17 protein-coding genes are annotated in these 19,389 nt (G+C 61.2%); 7 read left to right on the forward strand and 10 right to left on the reverse strand.

All coding sequences use genetic code 11. The features are described from left to right. A partial coding sequence (tssI, locus tag CKW14_RS28845) for a type VI secretion system tip protein TssI/VgrG (RefSeq protein ID WP_141231840.1) occupies window positions 1-760 on the reverse strand: 760 nt, incomplete at its 3' end. A gap of 142 nt (window positions 761-902) precedes the next feature. Here tssI and CKW14_RS28850 point away from each other — a divergent pair. Both CKW14_RS28850 and CKW14_RS28855 read left to right on the forward strand, forming a co-directional pair. Next, window positions 903-2,117 carry a helix-turn-helix domain-containing protein gene (locus CKW14_RS28850; RefSeq protein WP_095126640.1) on the forward strand — a complete coding sequence of 405 codons (1,215 nt, stop codon included), beginning with the start codon at window positions 903-905 and terminating at the stop codon, window positions 2,115-2,117. Window positions 2,118-2,148: 31 nt separating this feature from the next. Continuing rightward, entirely contained in the window at window positions 2,149-2,781 is a 633-nt protein-coding gene (locus CKW14_RS28855; protein ID WP_095047482.1) for a PQQ-binding-like beta-propeller repeat protein, read from the forward strand. A 121-nt stretch (window positions 2,782-2,902) separates the two neighbouring features. On the opposite strand, the gene CKW14_RS28860 is transcribed toward CKW14_RS28855, so the two are convergent. The 9 genes from CKW14_RS28860 to CKW14_RS28900 form a co-directional block, all read right to left on the reverse strand. After that, window positions 2,903-3,094 carry a hypothetical protein gene (locus CKW14_RS28860; protein WP_095047481.1) on the reverse strand — a complete coding sequence of 64 codons (192 nt, stop codon included), beginning with the start codon at window positions 3,092-3,094 and terminating at the stop codon, window positions 2,903-2,905. Window positions 3,095-3,296: 202 nt separating this feature from the next. Then, complete coding sequence (locus CKW14_RS28865) at window positions 3,297-4,685, reverse strand: amidohydrolase family protein (RefSeq protein WP_095126641.1); 1,389 nt, start codon at window positions 4,683-4,685, stop codon at window positions 3,297-3,299. Between the two features lie 13 nt (window positions 4,686-4,698). After that, on the reverse strand, window positions 4,699-6,066 hold the full coding sequence (locus CKW14_RS28870; RefSeq protein WP_095126642.1) for a nucleobase:cation symporter-2 family protein: 1,368 nt from the start codon (window positions 6,064-6,066) through the stop codon (window positions 4,699-4,701). A gap of 256 nt (window positions 6,067-6,322) precedes the next feature. Further along, entirely contained in the window at window positions 6,323-7,375 is a 1,053-nt protein-coding gene (locus CKW14_RS28875) for a GTP-binding protein (protein WP_095126643.1), read from the reverse strand. Window positions 7,376-7,463: 88 nt separating this feature from the next. Continuing rightward, the gene (locus tag CKW14_RS28880) at window positions 7,464-8,093 is read right to left on the reverse strand and encodes a UbiX family flavin prenyltransferase (protein ID WP_095126644.1); all 630 of its coding nucleotides are present in this window, start codon (window positions 8,091-8,093) and stop codon (window positions 7,464-7,466) included. Beyond that, complete coding sequence (locus CKW14_RS28885; protein ID WP_095047476.1) at window positions 8,090-9,475, reverse strand: UbiD family decarboxylase; 1,386 nt, start codon at window positions 9,473-9,475, stop codon at window positions 8,090-8,092. Before CKW14_RS28885 ends, CKW14_RS28880 begins: the two co-directional genes overlap by 4 nt. Window positions 9,476-9,721: 246 nt before the next feature. Further along, window positions 9,722-10,627, reverse strand: a complete 906-nt coding sequence (locus CKW14_RS28890; protein ID WP_095126645.1) for an amidohydrolase family protein — start codon at window positions 10,625-10,627, stop codon at window positions 9,722-9,724. Window positions 10,628-10,631: 4 nt separating this feature from the next. Then, window positions 10,632-11,561 (reverse strand): amidohydrolase family protein, encoded by a 930-nt coding sequence (locus CKW14_RS28895; protein ID WP_007965237.1) that lies wholly within the window; start codon window positions 11,559-11,561, stop codon window positions 10,632-10,634. Between the two features lie 421 nt (window positions 11,562-11,982). Further along, a complete protein-coding gene (locus CKW14_RS28900) occupies window positions 11,983-12,888 on the reverse strand; it encodes a LysR substrate-binding domain-containing protein (protein ID WP_095126646.1) in 906 nt (301 codons plus the stop codon). A gap of 118 nt (window positions 12,889-13,006) precedes the next feature. On the opposite strand from CKW14_RS28900, the gene CKW14_RS28905 reads away from it, so the two are divergent. The 5 genes from CKW14_RS28905 to CKW14_RS28925 all read left to right on the forward strand — a co-directional run bounded on the left by CKW14_RS28905 (window position 13,007) and on the right by CKW14_RS28925 (window position 18,669). After that, window positions 13,007-13,471, forward strand: a complete 465-nt coding sequence (locus CKW14_RS28905) for a (2Fe-2S)-binding protein (RefSeq protein WP_095047473.1) — start codon at window positions 13,007-13,009, stop codon at window positions 13,469-13,471. Then, window positions 13,471-15,684, forward strand: a complete 2,214-nt coding sequence (locus tag CKW14_RS28910; RefSeq protein ID WP_095126647.1) for a xanthine dehydrogenase family protein molybdopterin-binding subunit — start codon at window positions 13,471-13,473, stop codon at window positions 15,682-15,684. Before CKW14_RS28905 ends, CKW14_RS28910 begins: the two co-directional genes overlap by 1 nt. A gap of 6 nt (window positions 15,685-15,690) precedes the next feature. Then, window positions 15,691-16,581 carry a LysR substrate-binding domain-containing protein gene (locus tag CKW14_RS28915; protein WP_095126648.1) on the forward strand — a complete coding sequence of 297 codons (891 nt, stop codon included), beginning with the start codon at window positions 15,691-15,693 and terminating at the stop codon, window positions 16,579-16,581. A gap of 197 nt (window positions 16,582-16,778) precedes the next feature. Then, window positions 16,779-18,275 carry a helix-turn-helix transcriptional regulator gene (locus tag CKW14_RS28920; RefSeq protein WP_095047470.1) on the forward strand — a complete coding sequence of 499 codons (1,497 nt, stop codon included), beginning with the start codon at window positions 16,779-16,781 and terminating at the stop codon, window positions 18,273-18,275. A gap of 136 nt (window positions 18,276-18,411) precedes the next feature. Continuing rightward, the gene (locus CKW14_RS28925; protein ID WP_093438847.1) at window positions 18,412-18,669 is read left to right on the forward strand and encodes a DUF1652 domain-containing protein; all 258 of its coding nucleotides are present in this window, start codon (window positions 18,412-18,414) and stop codon (window positions 18,667-18,669) included. Window positions 18,670-19,389: the final 720 nt, after the last annotated feature.

Genomic DNA, 19,389 nt, shown 5'->3' on the forward strand with positions numbered 1-19,389 from the left:
AGTCGTAGTCTTCGAGGTCCGGGGCAAAGGTGCTTTTCGCCGTGCCTTCGGGGAGGATCTGCGGTTTTTCGAAGTCGTAGTCGCGGCGGCTGACGCGGGTGGTGCGGGTTTCCAGACGCAGGTTGAAGCGCTTGATCACCGGTTTGTCGGCGGCCATGCCGGAGTCTTGCTGGTAGCTCACGGCTTTGAGTTTGCGGAACACGGTCTGGTCGTCGCCGAATACCAGTTTGTGGCCGCTGCTGCTGTGCTGGAAGTGAAAGTGGATACCTTCTTCCTCGCACAGGCGCTGGATGAAATGCAGGTCGGATTCGTCGTACTGCACGCAGTACTCACGCTCCGGGTATTCGGCGTTGAGCTGGAAACTGTAGGCGTCGGCGAGGATGCCGCGATCTTCCAGCACCTGAGCGATGATCTTCGGTACGGTCAGTTGCTGGAAGATCTGCTGATCATGGTTGTGCCGCAGGTAGGCCAGTTGTGGTACCAGGCTGAGGCTGTAACGGGTCAGGGTCTTGCCGGAATCGCCTTGCTCGATGCGATAGACCAGGCCGTGGATCTTGCCTGCACCGGTGGGGCCGAAGGTCAGGACGCCGGGCTTGTGCAACAGCTCTTCGAGTTTGAGGTCGGGGCGCGCGCTGATCATTTCGAGGTCGAAACGGAAGGGCTGGTTGATGGCTTCACGACCAACAAAGCTCAGCACCTGCAGGTCGCTGGAACTGCCTTCAAGGGAAAAGGTAATGTGGGTAGCGTTTGCGTCCAGCATGCCTGACTCCTTCCGTGGAAAAGCTTGGCTGATGGTGCAGCAATACCAAAGTGCTATCAAGGGATTTTAAACACGCTTGAACCCCTGCATTAAACTCGATCTCAAAGCACTGTACCGAGGTGTCTGCCGGGATGAATTCACCATGGACTCGTTGATTACTGCCGCTGGTCGGGCGCTGAGCGCTGGTGATCCGCTGGGTGCGTTGAACTACGTTGCTTTGCGTGAAGACCCGCCTGCGCTGGCGTTACGTGGCATTGCCATGGCCCAGCTCGGTGATCTGCCCCGCGCCAAAGCGTTGTTGCAGCGCGCGGTGAAAGCCTTTGGCAGCAACGAACCGCTGTCGCGGGCGCGTTGCGTGGTGGCCGAGGCGGAAGTGGCGCTGGCGACGCGGAACCTGGGCTGGCCGGTGAAGGCGCTGGAGACCGCCCGGCAATTGCTGCTCAGCCACGGTGACCGGTTGAACGCAGCGCACGCGCGATACTTGCAGATTCGCCGCCTGCTGCTGATTGGTGAACTGGATGCGGCCGAAGCGCTGCTTGGCGAAGTGGACCGCGCACTATTGCCGCCGGTGCTGCATGCCGCCCATGAACTGACGGCCGCCGGGATTGCCCTGCGCCGGGTACAGGCGCACAAGGCCAGCGCCGCACTTGCCCGGGCGCAGCTAGCGGCACAACAAGCGGGCATCGCGAGCCTGATGGCAGAGGTCGATCATGCCATACGAGTCCTCAATGCGCCGGCCGCGCGGTTGACCAGCGCGGGGCACGCGCAAGCGGTGAATCTGGCGCAGGTTGAAGCGTTGTTCGCGTCGTCAAGCCTGGTGATCGATGCCACGCGCTACAGCGTGCGCGGAGCCGGGATGACCGTGGCACTGGCAACCCGGCCGGTGCTGTTCAACCTTGCCCGATTGCTTGCGCAAGCCTGGCCGGGCGATGTGTCTCGGGAGCAACTGATTGCGACGGCATTCCGCCTGCAGCTCAGTGATGAAAGCCACCGCGCGCGGTTGCGTGTCGAAATCGGTCGGCTGCGATCAGCGTTGCAACCGTTGGCGAATATCACCGCCACTTCGCGCGGCTTTGCACTGGTAGCGGCCGATGTGGCGTTGCTCACGACGCTGCCGATTGAAGACAGACAGGCACAGTTGTTGGCCTTGCTGGCTGACGGTGAGGCCTGGTCGAGTTCAGCCTTGGCGCTGGCGTTGGGGCGCAGCCAGCGACAGGTGCAGCGGGCACTGGAGGCCCTGGCAGTGGAGGACAAGGTGCAGGCTTTTGGCGTGGGCCGGGCGCGGCGCTGGATGACGCCACCGCTAACGGGTTTCGCGACGATCTTGTTACTCCCGGTGTCGTTGGGCAATGGTTAGGCTGGACCCACACATCCATGAGGAAGCCGACATGAAACAGGCAAACGCAGAAATCCTTCGCGAGTACGGTCCTTTTGACGACATCAAAGGCGTTCACGGCGTGACCTTCGATGGCCAGCAGGTCTGGTTCGCCAGCGACGGCCAGCTCAATGCACTCGACCCGGTCAGCGGCGAAACCGTGCGCACGATCAAGGTTGGCGCTGATGGTGGCACCGCGTTCGATGGCCAACATCTGTATCAGATCGCCGATCGCCACATCCACAAGATCGATCCAGCCACCGGCCGCGTGCTCCATACCATCCCGGCACCGGGCAATGGCGGTGATTCAGGCATGGCCTGGGCGGACGGCTCGTTATGGGTGGGGCAGTATCGCGAGCGCAAGATTCATCAGATCAATCCGCAGACCGGCAAGATCCTGCGCACGCTGGAGTCGAACCGTTTTGTCACCGGGGTGACCTGGGTGGATGGCGGGTTGTGGCATGGCACTTGGGAAGGGGATGAGAGTGAACTGCGGCATATCGATGCGCAGAACGGTGAAGTCATCGCGGCGTTGAAGATGCCCGAGGGCTCGGGTGTTTCGGGGCTGGAAGCCGACGGGGCCGATCGATTCTATTGCGGTGGTGGCGACAGTGGCCGGGTGAGGGCGGTGCGTCGGCCCAAATGATGGAGGCGTCTACACGGCCTCTTCGCGAGCAGGCTCGCTCCCACAGTGATTGCGGGTGAACACAAGCTTTGTGAGTTACCCAAAACCCTGTAGGAGCGAGCCTGCTCGCGAAAGCGCAGTATCAGCCACCGCTGTTGCGACGACGTTCAATACCCTCCGGGCCGCCGATGTCCAGCAACCTTCTTTCCACCAGAACATTCTCAAGTGCCTGGCGCTCGACCGGCGCCATTTGGTGCTCACGCTTTTTCAGCTCCAGCAGAATCGGGCTGGACCAAGTACGGTAGGTCTGTTCGATGTTGCGACGCGACGTCATCAGTCTCTCCTTGAAAAAGAGCCGGGTGTTGCGGGCAGGGACTCTATCCGATGAGGTAATAACGTTAGTCGAGAAAGCCAAGACGCGCGAATCCACACGCCGGATGTAGGAGCTGCCGCAGGCTGCGATCTTTTGACTTTGTTTTTTAAAAGACAAGATCAAAAGATCGCAGCCTGCGGCAGCTCCTACAGGGGGGGCGAGGTTAGTCGTCGACGTCCATCAGTTGCTGCACACCTTCCCACGCTTCGGCGCGCATGCGTTCAATGTCCAGGCCCGGAATCACGCCGTTCTCCACGACCACGCGGCCGCCGACCAGACTGTATTTGACGCTAATCGGCTCACCCGCCACCACGGGCGCGACGGCGCTGTCGTGGAAGCCATAGAACCGCGGGTGGTCGAGGCTGTAGATCACCAGATCTGCCGCCTGACCGACTTCAAGTGTGCCAACTGCGCCGAGTCCGAGGACTTGCGCGCCGCCTGCTGTGCCCCAGTGGATGACATCTTCCGCCGTGGTCGCCGAGGCGCCTTGTTCAGCGCGGTGGATCAGCCATGCGGTGTTGGCTTCGCCGACCATGCTTCCGGACTCGTTCGAGGCTACGCCATCCACCCCCAGGGAAACCGGCACGCCGGCCTCATACATCTGCGGCACAGGCGCCACGCCGCTGCCCAGCCGAGCGTTGCTCACCGGGCAGTGGGAGACGCCAGTGCCGGTCTGCGCGAGCATGCGGATTTCGCCGGGTTGCAGGTGTACGGCGTGGGCGAACCAGACGTCCGGGCCGAGCCACTCGTGTTCAGCGACGAATTCCACCGGCAGGCAGTTGTACTTGTCGCGGCAGAAATTCACGTAGTTCTGTGTCTCCGACAAGTGCGTGTGCAGGCGCAAGCCGAGGCCGCGCGCGGTGTGCGCCAGTTCGCGCAGCAGCGTCGGTGGCAGCGAGAAGGTCGGTGTAGTCGGGGCGACCACCACGCGGCGCATCGCGTCCGGGGTGTCCTGGTGGTACAGGGATTTCAACCGTTCGATATCGCCGACCATTTGCTCAAGGCTTTCCGGTTGCAGCGCGGTTTTCGAGAAGCCCGGATGGGCGCTGGCCGATTCCAGCGCGCCGCCACGGCACAGGACAAAGCGCAGGCCAAACTCATCCGCCAGATCGAACAGCAGATCACCGGTCTCGGTGCTGCCGTGGGCGTGGTAGAGATAATGGTGATCAGCGCACGTCGTCACGCCAGACAGCAACAATTCGACCATGCCCAGCCGTGCAGCGATTCGCGCCAGTTGCGGGGTAAACCGGTTCAGACGCGGGTAGGGCACGCTGGCCAGCCAGCCTTGCAGATCCTGATTCAAGCCTGCGGGTACGGCTTTGAGCAGGTTCTGGAACAGATGGTGGTGAGTGTTGATCCAGCCCGGATAGACCACGCAGTTTCGCGCGTCGATCACCCGTTCACCGGGTTGTGCTTGCAGGTCGGCGGCCATCGCGGCGATGCGCCCGTTGACCACGCGGATGTCCACGGCGCCGGCCCGCGCGCGGGGGCCGCGCAGGCCGGTCATCACCGCAACCGGGTTCTTGATCAGGATGTTCTGAAGTTGAGTCATGGGCAGCTCCAAACTAAAGGATGTGCGAGGCGGATTTGTTGGCGGTGGTTTCCGGCACGCTGACGCCATTCAGCGCGGCGTTGAGCAGCACCGACACCAGGCAGGCGATGACCACGCTGCTGTGCAGGAACGGCTGCGACCACTCGGGAAGTTGTTTGAACAGGGTTGGCGCGAGCACCGGTACCAGCGCGGCGGCGATGGTGAAACCGACGATCAGCACGTTGTAGCGATTGCGCTCGTAGTCGACTTTGGCGAGGGTCTGAATGCCTGCCGCTGCGACCACGCCGAACATGGCGATGCCAGCGCCACCGAGGGCAGCGGTCGGCATCGAGGCGATGATCGCGCCGGCCTTTGGCACCAAGGCAATCGAGCACATCAGCAAACCGCTGACCGCGACCACCCAACGGCTGCGCACGCCGGTGAGGATCACCAGGCCGACGTTTTCCATGAAGGCGATAAACGGAAACGCGGCGAACATCCCGGCGATGGTGCTGGCCAGGCCGTTGGCGCGCAGGCCATTGATGACCTGTTTGTCTTCCACCGGTTTTTCGACGATGTCGCCGATGGCCACGAACAGCCCCATCGACTCGACCATCTGCACGATCATCACCACCACCATGGTCGCGATGGGGATCAGGCTGAAAGTCGGCAGACCGAAATAGAACGGATAGGGAACGGTTAGCCACGGCGCCTCTTCGACGCTGTGAAAGCTGCCCATGCCGAGGCCATACGCGAGGCCTGCACCGATCAGCATGCCGATCAACACCGCCATGTTGCGCAGTAGCGGGCTGCCGTAGCGGTTGACCAGCAGAATCGTCAGCAACACCACCACCGCCACACCGAGAAACGCCGGGGCGCCGAAGTTGCTCGCGTTGCGCCCACCTCCGACCCATTCATAGGCAATCGGGAACAGCTGCAAGCCGATCACGGTGACGATGCAACCGGTCACCACCGGCGGAAAAAATCGCCGCAATCGACCCACGAACGGCGCTATCAGCATGGTGAAAATCCCCGCGCCGATCACCGCCCCGCAGACCCCGGCAAAGCCCACCTCCGGGTTGCTGCCGATGGCGATCACGGGGCCGACGCTACTGAACGCCACGCCTTGCAGAATTGGCAGGCGCACGCCGAATTTCCAGAAACCGACGGTTTGCAACAGGGTGGCGATGCCTGAACAGAACAGCGTGGTGCTGATCAGCACCACCGTGTCGGCATGGGACATTTTCAAGGCACTGGCGACAATCAACGGCACGGCAATGGCGCCGATGTACGACACGGCCATGTGTTGCAGGCCGAGGGTGAGCATCTGTCGCACCGGTAAAATGCGGTCCACGGGATGCACGGTGGCGGCGGATTGCGTTGGAGATGGGGCTGACGACATGGGGAAACACCTCTGGCTGTTTTTATGCGGTAGAGAGGGGTATTCGTCTGATGCCGATCAGCTCAAGAACACAGTGGAACCCTGTGGGAGCTGGCTTGCCAGCGATGGCGATTTAGCAGTCATCATTTTTATAAACTGACAGTCCGCTATCGCTGGCAAGCCAGCTCCCACAAGTTTTGTGTTGTGTAAAAAACTGGCATCAGTCATTCGTACACATGTGCCCGAAGCCGCCATCCACCGGCTCCGATGCCTTGTTTCAGCCTGCTAGGCAGGCGGCGAAGCCCTGGTTCAGCGCCGCGCGGTCGAGGTCGCGGCCGATGAATACGATCTTGCTCGAGCGGGGCTCCGTGCCCCACGCGGTCGAGGCGCGGAATTCCACCAGGCTGTGCACGCCTTGCAGCACGTAGCGCTGGTCTTCGTTGGCGACGGCGAGCACGCCTTTCATGCGGTACAGGTTGTCGGCCTGGGAAGAGCGCAGTTCGCTGATCCAGCGGTGGAACGCCATCAGATTGACCTCGCCGTCCACGGCGATGCCCACCGATGACACGCTTGGATCGTGTTCGTGATCGGGCGCTTCGTGATGATGATCGTGGTGGTCGTGGTGGTCGTGGTGCTCAGGTTCAGCACCGATTTCCATGAGCTTCTGCGTGCATTCGAATGCGCCGATACCGAGGATTTTCGTCAGGTCGATTTGCGCATGGGTCGAGGTCACCAGATCCGCTGTGGCGTTCAAGCCACGGATCTTGCCGCGCAGAACGTCCACCTCGTCGCTGCTGACCAGATCGACCTTGTTGATGACGATCCGGTCGGCGCAGACAATCTGATCCACCGCCTGATTGTCGACGCCATCGAGTTGCAGATCCTCCAGATGCTGAGCGATGTGTTTGGCGTCGACCATGGTTACGATCGCGTCGAGTTCGACTTCTTCGGCGATCGGGTCATTGATGAAGAAGCTCTGTGCCACCGGATACGGATCGGCCAGGCCACTGGTTTCGATGAGGATGTGATCGAGGCGCACCGGCCGCGCCACCAGTTCGCGGACGATGCGCACCAGGTCCTCACGAACCTCGGCAGTGCAGCACACGCAGCCGTTGACCATCTCGTAGATTTCTTCGGTCTCGGAGCTGAGGACGAGGTCGCCGTCGATACCGACTTCGCCGAACTCGTTTTCGATCACGGCGATCTTGCGGCCGTGGTTTTCCTTGAGGATGTAATTGAGCAGGGTGGTTTTACCCGCGCCGAGGAAGCCGGTGAGGATGGTCACGGGGATTTTCGTGTTGCGGGTTGGGGCGTTGAATGGGGTGTTCATGGTGAGGCTCCTTTGATTGACCGGTGCACACTGAATTCGGGTGATGCTGCTTCATTGTGGGAGCGAGCCTGCTCGCGAAGGCGGTGTGTCATTTAGCAGTGATGGCGACTGATCCATCGCATTCGCGAGCAAGCTCGCTCCCACAGGGTTTTTGGTGTTCTTGCCAGCGGGTGGCAACGCCCGCATCGAGACCAAACAGGTCGAGCACGCGGCCGAGGCTGTGGTCGACCATTTGCGCCAGGTTCTCCGGGCGGGCGTAGAAGGCGGGCACCGGCGGGGCGATGATCCCGCCCATCTCGGTGACGGCGGTCATGTTGCGCAAATGGGCGAGGGTCAGCGGCGTTTCCCGGGCCATCAACACCAGCGTGCGGCGCTCCTTCAGCGTGACGTCAGCGGCACGACCGATCAGCCCCGAGGACGTGCCGGTGGCAATCTCCGCCAACGTCCTCATCGAGCACGGCGCAACCACCATCCCGAGGCAGCGAAACGATCCGCTGGCGATCCCGGCGGCGACGTTATCGGCGCGGTGGTAATGACTGGCCAGCGCAGTGACGTCGGCGAGTTTGTAGTCGGTTTCGTGGGCCATGGTCAGCAGCGCGGCGCGGCTGACGATCAGGTGGCTTTCGATGTTCAACTCGGCGAGCAATTGCAGGAGTCGCACGCCATAGATAAACCCGGACGCACCGCTGATGCCGACCACCAGCCGTTGCCGGTTCACGATTGCAGACCTTTGAGCAAAACCCGCGCGCGCTCCAGAACTTCCTGATCGAGCTGCGCCTTGATCCCGTCAAAACCCGAACCGCGTGTGGCATCCAGGCCCATCCGCGACGTGGTGCCATTGACCGACGATGAAGGATCGAGCGGACTGCCCGGCAAACCATCAATGGTGAAAATATCCAGGTGCGGCTGGAAGTGCGTGGCCAGTGCCCACAGCACCTGGCTGTCATCGCTGATGTCGATATCGCTGTCCACTGCGATCACTGTTTTCAGGTACGGATCCCAGCCGAGCAGCGCCAGCATGATCTGCCGCGCCTCGCCGTCACGGCTTTGGTCCAGCGCGACGTAGCAGTGAAAATGCGTGCCGGAATTGGGGTAATGCACGGCAGTGACCGCGGGGAACCGCGCTTTCAGCTTCTCGCTCATTTCCGCTTCGCGCGGCAGGCGGGCAAGGGTCAGGTGTTCGGCGTAGCGGCCGCCCATGACGTCGACCAGCCAAGCGTCTTTGCGCTTTAACAGCGTATCCACGCGCAGCACGTTGTTGGTCGAACGATCCGAGGAGTAACCGCTGAATTCACCGAACGGACCTTCCTCGGCATACGCCGCCGGGTCAATCGCGCCTTCCAGAACAAACTCGGCATACGCCGGCACACCGATGCCGTAGCGTGGGGTTTTCACCAGTTCCAGCGGCGCGCCGAACAGCCCGCCAGCGACGGCACGTTCATCGGCGCCATAAGGCAAGCGCGCAGCAGCGGCGAGCATGAACAACGGATGCGCACCGACGACCATTGCCACGCGCAACTCTTCGCCACGCTCGCGAGCGGTCTGCAACATTCGCCACAGGTGCCCGCGTGAATGCAGACTGGTCGCTAGCGCTTGGCGGGCGTGGCGCATCGAGCGGTGATAGCTCATGTTGGCGATGCCGGTCAGCGGGTCTTCGGCGATGATGATTGCGTTAGTGATGTATGGGCCGCGATCGCTGGCGAAATGCTTGAGCATCGGCAGCAGCGCCAGGTCCAGCGCTTCGCCTTCGAAGACCTCATCGAGGATCGGACCGCTCTCCACATAGCGTGGTGCGATGGGCTGGTTGGCGCGGGTCTGGAAGGTTTCGTGCAGTTGCGCCGCAGTGACGCCGAACAGCCGGGCAATGCGGGTACGGGATGCAAACAGATTGGTCGCCACCGGCACACCGAGGTTGCCGACGTGTTCGCAGATCAGCAGTGGATCGCGGCCTTGGGCGGCGAGGGCATCGACCAGGGCGGTGACGTCCTGATCGGCGGAAATCGCTGGGGTGACAGTCAGCACATCGTCCGGGTACTCACGGCGATAGGCGTCGATGAACACGTGAAAGTCCTGAGAATCGCCGAGCGTCGAACGGGTCATGGTGTCACCTCGTAAAAAGCAGGCACGCAGGGGTGAGAGGGCGATCGCGCGGCCAGCCGTTGGCCTGCCGGTCGAACGAACGCCGGGTCATCTTCGTGCCTGTAAAGTCGCTGTGTGCCTGGGTTGAACACTGATCCCCTGTAGGGGGGAGCCTGCTCGCGATAGCGGTGTATCAGTCACTATCACCGCTAAATGACACTCCGCTATCGCGAGCAGGCTCACTCCTACAGTGGGATATGTGTGTGGCTACAAGTACGTGGTGGTCAGGCGTATGTCGGCCTCGACCAGATCCTTGGGCGGTGGCGTCGGTTCGATCCCGCACAACCGGGCGATGTTGTTGCCCAAGTAGTCCTCGAGATGATCCTCATTGATGCCCAAACCCTGCGGCGCCGGTGAGCACAACACCTCAAGTTCGCGCAGCCACATACCCGGTTCGTTCGGCGGCGAATCCGTACCGAACACGATCTTGTTGCGCGGCAGTTCCTTGGCGAATTCGACGATCCGCGACTGGAAGCACCAGCCCGATTCGCAGTACACGTTCGGCGTGTCCATGGCCATCCAGAACGCCTCGAACGAGTAGTTGCCGCCGGTCTGGATGCCGAAGTGGCCGATGATGAAATTGACCATCGGGAACTCGCGGATGATCGGGTAGAACATCGTCGGAATCGTGTACGGGCCGTCGCCAGTGTGGATCAGCACAACGATGTTGTACTTGGCGCAAACCTTCATCGCCGGGCGCAACCAGTCGAGTGCGCGATCCGGGCGATAGCCGTGCATGTTGGCGTGCAGCTTGAGCATCTTGAAGCCGTATTCCTTGATGTGGAATTCCAGCTCCGCCGCACCGTTTTCCGGTCCCCAGCGCGGGTTGAAATTGAAGTTGCCGATGAAGCGATCTGGGTACTTCACGCAGAGTTCAGCGACGTAGGACATGTAGTCGCGCACGCCCTCGCGGCCCCGGCGGTTGCCGTCGCGATAACCGGTGTTGCCCGGTGGCGGCTGGATGAAACCCATGTCGATGCGGCGCGGTTTGCCGTTGATCATGTACGGGCCGTCCATCAACTTGAGCATGCGCTCACCGGTGAACGGTTCGCCGGTGTGGCGCCAGGCCTCGTCGACCAGATTGGTGGGGTGCAGATGGGTGTCGATGATCATCGGTTCAGCTCCTGGCCAGTTGAGTGGTGACGGGACGCTTGAGTTGCGCCTCTGCTTCGGAAACGGAACGCGGTGGCGGGGTTGGCTCAAGGCCGATCATCCGCGCGGTGTTGTTGCCCAGATACTCTTCGAGGGTGTCCTCGTCGAGGTTCAGGCCTTGCGGCGGCTCGTGGCAAAGCACTTCGAGCAGGCGCAGCCACATGCCCGGTTCGTTCGGCGGGGTGTCGGTGCCGAAGAGGATCTTGTGCGTCGGCAAGACCTTGGCGAATTCGACGATCCGCGATTGCAGGCACCAGCCGGATTCGCAGTAGACGTTGGGCAACTCCATCGCCCATTGCATCGGTTCGAACACATAGACGCCGCCGGTCTGCACGCCGAAGTGGGCCATGATGAAATTGACGTTGGGAAATTCCTTGATCATCGGCACCCATTCCGACGGGATGCTGTACGGCCCGTCGCCCGTGTGCAGCTTGACCGGAATGCCCAGCTCGGCGCATTTCTCGAAGCATGGGCGCACCCAGTCAAGTGCACGGTCAGGCCGGTAGGCATGCATGTTGGCCTGCATCTGGACCATCTTGAAGCCGTGTTCCTTGACGTAGCGCTCGATCGCCTCGACGCCGTTTTCCACACCGCAGCGCGGGTTGTAGACGAAGCAGCCGATGAAGCGGTCCGGGTAGGTCTGGACCATTTTCAGGGTGTAGGCCATGTAGGCGTCGATGGATTCGCGGCCCGAGAGTTCGCCGTCGGTCCAGGTGTAAATCGTGTTGCCCTGCGGTGGCTGGATGAAGGCTTTGTCGATACGGCGCGGCTTGCCGTTGACCATGTACGGGCCATCCATCATCTCCAGCAGACGCTCGCCGGTGAACGGGTCACCGTCATGCCTCCAGGCGAGGTCCACGAGATCCGTGGGATAGCAGCTGATATCGATGATCATTGCAGTCGATCTCCTGATAGCGGGGAAGGGAGCCTTGCGGCTCTCGGCATCCACGTCCCGGGCAATCGGCCGTTGCTATGCGCAAGACACGCGCATTCCCTCGCCTGTTCGCATCCGGCCCGGGTGGGTGGTTGCTGAGGGCGAGTATTGGAAGGCGGGGTTGGGTTCGTACAATATTAATTGGGCGCGGTGGTGATACTTGGGCGATATGGGCAGATCAAGAGCTACCCTCACCCCAGCCCTCCCGAAACGTCGGACCGCCCGTAGGGAGAGGGGGCCGACCGAGGTGTTTTTCGCGATGCATCGACCTGAAAGATCGAGTCGATTATGGATTCAAGGCTGATCTTTCAAGTCGGCGTAATTCGTCAATATCCCCCAATCAGTCCCCTCTACCTCTGGGCGGTCCGACGTTTCGGGAGGGCTAGGGTGAGGGCTGGATTTCAAGCGTACGCAAAGCCAACTGCTTGATCACTTCAACCACCGGCGCCACGCGCTCAGCCTGCCCATGCGGCCACACCGCGTAAAGATTGTAATGCGCGGCAATCTGCGCCTCGTTCAACGCCACCAACCGCCCACTGCGCAAGGCATCGGCAGCCAATAGCCCACGCACCAACCCCGCACCAACGCCAGCCTCAGCCGCCGCAATCAAATTCGCCGCATTATCAAAAATCACCCGCGCCGACGGTTCGGTCGGTGTCATCCCAGCGGCATCCAGCCATGGAATCCACGAGCGCCGCGTATACCCCAACAAAGGCAATTGAAGAATCTGCGCGGGACTCAACGGCGCCTGCAAACCATAGCGTTCCAGCAATTCGGGCGAAGCCACCGCCAACACCCGATCGCCACAAATCTGCGTCATCTCGCAGTCGTCCCAATCGCCATAGCCATAACGCAACGCCAGATCCACTCGCTCAAACGTACTGCGATCACTGCGCGGCATCGACAGCAGCGTCACCTCGTAATCCGGCAGCTCATCGAGCAGCTGCGGCAGGCGCGGATTGAGCCAGCTCTGTGCCAGTTCACTGTCGACATCCAGGGTCAAACGTTGCGCCATGCTGCGGTTTTTCACCGACGAAATCGCCCGATCAATCTGCGCCAGACCGTCCGACAGCACACTGGCAAACAACTGCCCGGCGTCGGTCAGATTGCTGCCGCCACCTTCACGCACGAACAGCGGCTGGCCGATGAAATCTTCCAGCGCGCGGATCTGCTGACTGATCGCACTGTGCGTGAGGTCGAGCTTGCGCGCAGCACTGGAGAAACTGCCGCTGCGCGCCGCGTGGATAAACGCGCTCATGGACTGCACCGACGGGTATCGCTTGTACATGTTGTTAGTCCTGCTTACAGCGGTTGGCAGAAATCGTCGCTGGCCGCGTTTTGCCCGGGGTTCCAATAATCGGTCACCAGGCCCGCACAAAGACGGGCCGCTCTTTTGGAGCCTGACAATGATTGCATTCACGGTTAACGGCGAACGACGCGAGCTGGATGAAGCGTCCTCCTCCATGCCCTTGTTATGGGTACTGCGTGATCAACTGAAACTCACCGGCACCAAGTTCGGTTGCGGCATGGGCCTGTGCGGTGCCTGCACCGTGCACCTGGACGGCGTCGCGGTGCGTTCCTGCCAATTGCCGGCGGCCGCCGTCGCGGGCCACCGCATCACCACCATCGAAGGCTTGTCACCGACGCAAAACCACCCGTTGCAATTGGCCTGGATCGCCGAAGATGTGCCGCAATGCGGTTACTGTCAATCCGGGCAGATCATGTCCGCCGCCGCGTTGCTCAACACCGGTGCGGCGGTGACCGATGACTCGATCCGCAATGCGATGTCCGGGAATATCTGCCGCTGCGGCACTTACGGGCGCATCAACAAAGCGATCAAACGCGCGGCGAATGCGCCGAAGGAGGCGTGATGAGCCTTATCGACGACAGTCGCACAGAATTGCCGCGCCGAGTGTTTCTCAAGCAAGCGGCGACGGTTGCTTCGGGCCTGGCGATTGCTCTTTATCTGCCGAGTGGCATGGCGGCTACTGACCCAAAAGCGCCAGCACCGGCGAGTGAATTCGAGCCGAATGCCTGGGTGCGCATCTTTCCCGACGGCACGGTGAAACTGGTGGTGCACAAGCACGATTCCGGCACCGGCACGCAAACAGCGCTGGCCGCGTGCGTGGCGGAAGAACTGGACGTCAATCCGATGACCGTGCAGGTCATCACCCCGGAAGATCCGTTCTTCGAGACCTACATTCATCCGGTCTGGAAGGTCTTTTCCACTGGCGGCAGCACCAGTGTTTCCCTGGAATACGAGCGCCTGCGCATGGCCGGTGCCATGGCGCGGGCGCTACTGATCACGGCAGCCGCCAAGCAGTGGAAAGTCAGCCCTGACAGTTGCACCACGGAAGAAGGTCGGGTCGTTCACATTGCGAACAAACGAAGCCTCGGTTACGGCGAACTGGTCGGCGTTGCGGCGAATCTGCCAGCCCCGACAAACGTCAAGCTGAAGGATCCGGCGCAGTTCAAATACATTGGCAAACTGCGCCACAAACGTGATGCGGCGGCCAAGGTCTGCGGGCAATTCAAGTACAGCATCGACGTGCAACTGCCAGACATGCTGGTCGCCGTGATTCAGCGCGCGCCGGTGGTTGGATCGACAGTGCTCAGCGTCGACTCAGCGGCCGCATTGCAGGTGCCGGGCGTGCGCAAAGTGCTGGCGATTGCGGGGCGCCCTGATGTGCTCGGCGGCAATCAGGAAGGCGTCGCTGTGTTGGCGGATACGTTCTGGGCCGCGCAGCAGGGGCGCAATCTGCTGGCGATCAAGTGGAGCGATTCGCCGTTGGCCGGGTTCTACAGCGAGCAACTGTCCAGCGCGCAAGCCAAGGCCATCGGCGACCCGCAAGCACAAACCGTCAAAGCCATGGCCCAGGGTGATGTCACCGGGCAATGGTCAGGCGCGGCGAAGCTGATCGAAGCCGATTACACCATGCCCTACAAGGTGCAAAACCCGCTGGAACCGATCTGCATCACCGCACACGTCAAGGACAAAGCGATCACTTACTGGGGCGGTGTGCAGGTGCCGTCCTCGGCACTGGAAGCGGCGCAAACCGTGTGCGGCATCGACAAGGCCAACGTGACCATTCATGAATTGGTCTCCGGCGGCAGTTTCGGCGCGCGGGAGGCTAAGTACTGGTTGTTCGAAGTCGCGTATCTGGCGCAGAAAACCGGCGTGCCGGTGAAACTGCTCAACAGTCGCGAGGACGAAATGCACGCGCTGTTCAATCACCCAGCGACCTTGCATCGAGTCAAAGGCGCGCTCGACGCCCAGGGCAAACTCACCGCGCTGCAACTGCACGCGGTGTCGCCGGCCTCGCCGGAGCAGTGGGAACCGGGTTACTTCGAACGGCCGGACCATATGGATTACAGCACCACCGAGGCGATCACCGCGTGGGACTTCGCTTACCGTCCGCCGCACCTGGAGCTGAACTGGGTCAAGCACGAAAGCAACGTGCCCAGCGGCTGGTATCGCTCAGTGAGCTTCATCCCCAACGTGTTCGCCGTGGAAAGCTTCATGGATGAACTGGCCCACGCCGCAGGCGAAGATCCATTGGCATTCCGGTTGGCCAATATGCAGGAGCGGCCACGGCATGTGGCCGTGCTCAAGCAGGCTGCCGAGCGCGCCGGTTGGGGCAAACCGTTGCCGCCGGACACGGCGCTGGGGATCGCGACCAATCAGGGTTACACCAGTTTTATTGCGGTGGTTGCGCGACTGGCAACGGTTGATGGCAAGGCCCAGGTCGAGAAGCTCACCTGTGTGGTCGATTGCGGTCTGGCGGTTTCGCCGGGCGGTGTCGAGGAGCAGATCTACGGCGGTCTGATGTGGGGACTTGGCCATGCGTTGTTCGATCGGCTCGACATCAAACAGGGCCGGGTGGTGCAGAGCAATTTTCACGATTACCGGGTGATGCGCATGTCCGACATGCCGGCCACCGACATCGTCGTGTTGAATGGCGAGCCGAGTAAACCCGGTGGCGTCGGCGAGTTGGGCAGCCCTTCGGTAGTGCCGGCCATCGCCAATGCCTTGTTCGCGCTGACCGGCGTACGCCAGCGTTCGACGCCGCTGAGTCTGGGGTAAGCCGCCATGGACTTGCGTCTGCTGCGGTATTTCATGACGTTGGCCGATGAGCTGCACTTCGGTCGCGCCGCCGAGCGCCTGCATATCTGCCAGCCGCCGCTGAGCCAGCAGATTCGTTTGCTGGAGGAAGAACTCGGTACGCCGCTGTTCGAGCGCAGCCATCATCGGGTCGAACTCACGGCGGCGGGGCAGATGCTCAAGGAGCAGGCGCCGCTGGTGTTCGAACAGCTTGAGCGGGCGCTGGACCTGACGCGGCAGACCGGGCGCGGACAACTTGGTGAGCTGGAAATCGGCATGATCAGTTCGGTGATGGTCGGCGTGCTGCCCAAGGCCTTGCACCTGTTTCGCGAGCGTTATCCGCAGGTCAACTGGCGTTTGCATGAAATGACCCCGGCGGCGCAGGTCAAGGCGTTGAAGGAGAAACGCATCGACGCTTGTGTGTTTCGCGTCGGCTATGACGATCCGCAGTTGCGCAATGAACTGCTGATCTACGAGCCGATCAACGTGGTAATGCCGGCGGATCATCCGCTGGCTGGCCGCGAGGTGCTGGCGCCGGCGGATCTGGCGCAGGAGCCGTTTGTGGCACTGGAATTGAAACAGTCGCGGTTCGCTCATTTTCTGTTTCAGTGCTGCATTCAGGCCGGGTTCACGCCGCAGATTCGTCAACAAGTGATCGAGGTGCAGACCTTGCTGAGTCTGGTGCGCGCCGGGTTTGGCGTGGCGCTGTTGCCGGCGTCCATTGAGCAACTGGCCCCGGCGGGGTTGGTGTTCCGGCGCCTGACCCCGGCGTTGCCGGAGGTGCCGCTGTATGCCACTTATCGGGCGGATGATGCTTCGCCGGTGCTCAAGCTGTTTCTCGACACCCTCCGGGAACTCAAGACGCAAAATTCGAACTGAAATCCAATCCCCTGTAGGCCTTCGCCTGCTCGCGATAGTGATGTGTCATTCAACGGATCTGCTGGCTGACACACCGCTATCGCGAGCAGGCGAAGGCCTACAAAGGGATTTGTGCCGTTGCGAACATTTATGCTCGGCACGATCAGAGGTGGCTGCGGTCGTACTCTTCACATGGGCGTATCACTTGTGGAGATCCAATGAGCCAGGAAGTCCTGACCACCGAAACCAACCGCCGCCAGTTGCAGCAGATCATCGCCGGGCTGTCCGACGGGGTGATCCTGTTGGAGCTGGATCAGAGCATTCTCTGGGCCAACGAAGCCGCGCTGGCCATGCACGGTGTCAAGCGGATCACCGATCTGGGCCACAATGCCGACGAATACGCCAAGAAATTCAACCTGCGCTATCGCAATAATCACTCGATCACCGCCGAAAACTACCCGATCAGCCGAGTAGCGCGCTGTGAGAGTTTCAATGACGTACTGATCGAAGTGTCGCCGAGCGACGACCCGGAACGCATCTGGGTGCACAGCGTACGCAGCATGATTCTCACGGACCGCGAAGGGCAGCCCGAGTCGCTGGTGCTGATCATGAGCGATGTCACCGATTGGGCCAACGCCGAGCAGCGCTTCGAAAGGACGTTTAATGCCAACCCGGCACCGGCGGTGATCTGCCGGCTCAGTGATCTGCGTTACATCAAGGTCAATCCGGGGTTTCTGGAAATGACCGGGTACACCCGTGAGCAGGTGATTGGCACGACCTCTTATGAAATCGACATTTTCGAGCAGGCCGAACACCGCGACCTGGCTATTCAGCGCCTGCGCGACGTTGCGACCATCCCGCAGATGCAAGCCGAGCTGCGCCTGCCCGATGGCAGCAGCAAGCAGGTGATCGTGGCCGGCCAGCCGCTTACGCTCAACGATGAGGATTGCATGCTGTTCTCCTTTGTCGACATGGAGCTGCGGCACAAGGCCGAGGTGGCGCTGCGTCAGAGTGAGGAGCGTTTTGCCAAGGCGTTTCGCCTGACGCCGGTGCCGATCCTGATTTGCAGTGCCGACGAACAGCAGGTGATCGACGTCAATCAGGCGTTCCTCGAAACCCTGGCTTATGACAGCGACGACGTGCTCGGCAAAACCGTGCCGCAGCTGGACTTTATCGATGACAGCGGCGCGCGCACGCGGTTGCTGGCGGCGCTGGCGAAAAACGGGCGGGTGGATCGGGTGGATGTGCGGGTGCGCAAGAAAGATGCGGATCTGCTCGAGTGCGCGCTGTCCGCTGACACCGTGAATATTCAGGACACACCGTGCTATTTGCTGGTGCTGATGGACATTACCGAGCGCAAGCGTACCGAGCTTGAGTTGGTGGCGGCGATTGAGGAGGTGATGAAAGATGCTTCCTGGTTCAGTCGTACGTTGATCGAGAAACTGGCCAATGTGAAAAAGGTCAACTCGCCGCAACTGCCTAGCGTTTCGTTCACCGATCTGACGGCGCGTGAGCGCGATGTGCTGGGGTTGATCTGCGAAGGGCTGGCGGACAAGGAGATCGCGGCGCGGCTGAAACTGGCGCCGAACACGGTGCGTAATCATGTCGCCACGGTGTATTCCAAGCTCGATGTGCACAGTCGCAGCGAGGCGATTGTCTGGGCGCGCGAGCGTGGATTGTTTTCCGGGGAGTGGGGCGCCAAGGGCCAGCGCTGAGGTGCAAATGCACTAGTTCATCAGGTGCATATTGAGGTGTTGGCGGTCGACGGCTGTTCTTAGTCTGGCGGGGTGCGATACGAGTTTTTTCTGGCTCGGGATCGCGGCCCTTCGCAGTCGTTATAGGAACAGTCTGATGATGAATCTTGCGCAGTTGCGCACGCAGCTTGAACGCAGTTTTTCGCCGCTGGCGTGTGAGTGTCTGGTGGATGGCGATCATTCGCTGACGGTGAAGCTTTATCACCCGGTGTCGGGGCAGGTGGATCTGGTGATCAGTGGGTTGAAGCTTGATGCGCTACGGACGCCGGAGTCGGTTGAGGCTTTGATTGAAGAATTGCGGTATGAGTTGGAGAGCAACACTTTGCGTTCTTTTCGGGATCCTGATTTGGCTTAGGGCTTTTAGGCTTGGCGGCCTTTGGGCCGACCATGCTCTTGGGGGGTGGGTGTATATCCGTTTCTTTGGGTGCTGCGGCTGGCGGTTCCGCTCTTACAGCGGGTCACTTTTGCAGACGCCCAAAAGTAACCAAAACGCTGGGCCCCGGCGTTCGGCCCACTCGCTAAAGCTCGGGGTTCCTTCGCTCCGGGATCGATCCGGGGGCAGCGCCTACGGTTTGCTTCGCTGCACCTCCTCTCGCTGTGTTTGGCTTCGCCAAACGGTCGCTGCGCTCCCACCCCCGGATCAATCCCTCCACTCAGCCTGCCGAAGGGGCCAGCACGGCAAGATCAAGAGCTGCAGCCGAGCTAACGCTCATCCTGTTGAGTGGTGAGAAGCACAAGCGATGCGCGATTTGTGCTGTTTTGCTTTGGCTGTTCTGTGGGAGCGAGCCTGCTCGCGAAGGCGGCCTGACAGCCGACCAATCTCTGCCAGATGTACTCTGTTCAATTGTAGGAGCGAGCCTGCTTGCGAAGGCGGCCTGAAGCCGACCAATCTCTGCCAGATGTACTCTGTTCAATTGTAGGAGCGAGCCTGCTCGCGAAGGCGGTCTGACAGCCGACCAATCTCTGCCAGATGTACTCTGTTCAATTGTAGGAGTGAGCCTGCTCGCGAAGGCGGCCTGACAGCCGACCAATCTCTGCCAGATGTACTCTGTTCAATTGTAGGAGCGAGCCTGCT

It is taken from the genome of Pseudomonas sp. Irchel s3a12 (genome assembly GCF_900187485.1).
Classification (GTDB): domain Bacteria; phylum Pseudomonadota; class Gammaproteobacteria; order Pseudomonadales; family Pseudomonadaceae; genus Aquipseudomonas; species Aquipseudomonas neuropathica.

Coding starts and splice junctions, on each gene's coding strand:
- CKW14_RS28870 (WP_095126642.1), bottom strand. CDS start 6,066: ATGTCGTCAGCCCCATCTCCAACGCAATCCGCCGCCACCGTGCATCCC.
- CKW14_RS28910 (WP_095126647.1), top strand. CDS start 13,471: ATGAGCCTTATCGACGACAGTCGCACAGAATTGCCGCGCCGAGTGTTT.
- CKW14_RS28890 (WP_095126645.1), bottom strand. CDS start 10,627: ATGATCATCGACACCCATCTGCACCCCACCAATCTGGTCGACGAGGCC.
- CKW14_RS28900 (WP_095126646.1), bottom strand. CDS start 12,888: ATGTACAAGCGATACCCGTCGGTGCAGTCCATGAGCGCGTTTATCCAC.
- CKW14_RS28855 (WP_095047482.1), top strand. CDS start 2,149: ATGAAACAGGCAAACGCAGAAATCCTTCGCGAGTACGGTCCTTTTGAC.
- CKW14_RS28905 (WP_095047473.1), top strand. CDS start 13,007: ATGATTGCATTCACGGTTAACGGCGAACGACGCGAGCTGGATGAAGCG.
- CKW14_RS28865 (WP_095126641.1), bottom strand. CDS start 4,685: ATGACTCAACTTCAGAACATCCTGATCAAGAACCCGGTTGCGGTGATG.
- CKW14_RS28885 (WP_095047476.1), bottom strand. CDS start 9,475: ATGACCCGTTCGACGCTCGGCGATTCTCAGGACTTTCACGTGTTCATC.
- CKW14_RS28920 (WP_095047470.1), top strand. CDS start 16,779: ATGAGCCAGGAAGTCCTGACCACCGAAACCAACCGCCGCCAGTTGCAG.
- CKW14_RS28895 (WP_007965237.1), bottom strand. CDS start 11,561: ATGATCATCGATATCAGCTGCTATCCCACGGATCTCGTGGACCTCGCC.
- CKW14_RS28875 (WP_095126643.1), bottom strand. CDS start 7,375: ATGAACACCCCATTCAACGCCCCAACCCGCAACACGAAAATCCCCGTG.
- CKW14_RS28850 (WP_095126640.1), top strand. CDS start 903: ATGGACTCGTTGATTACTGCCGCTGGTCGGGCGCTGAGCGCTGGTGAT.
- CKW14_RS28925 (WP_093438847.1), top strand. CDS start 18,412: ATGATGAATCTTGCGCAGTTGCGCACGCAGCTTGAACGCAGTTTTTCG.
- CKW14_RS28915 (WP_095126648.1), top strand. CDS start 15,691: ATGGACTTGCGTCTGCTGCGGTATTTCATGACGTTGGCCGATGAGCTG.
- CKW14_RS28860 (WP_095047481.1), bottom strand. CDS start 3,094: ATGACGTCGCGTCGCAACATCGAACAGACCTACCGTACTTGGTCCAGC.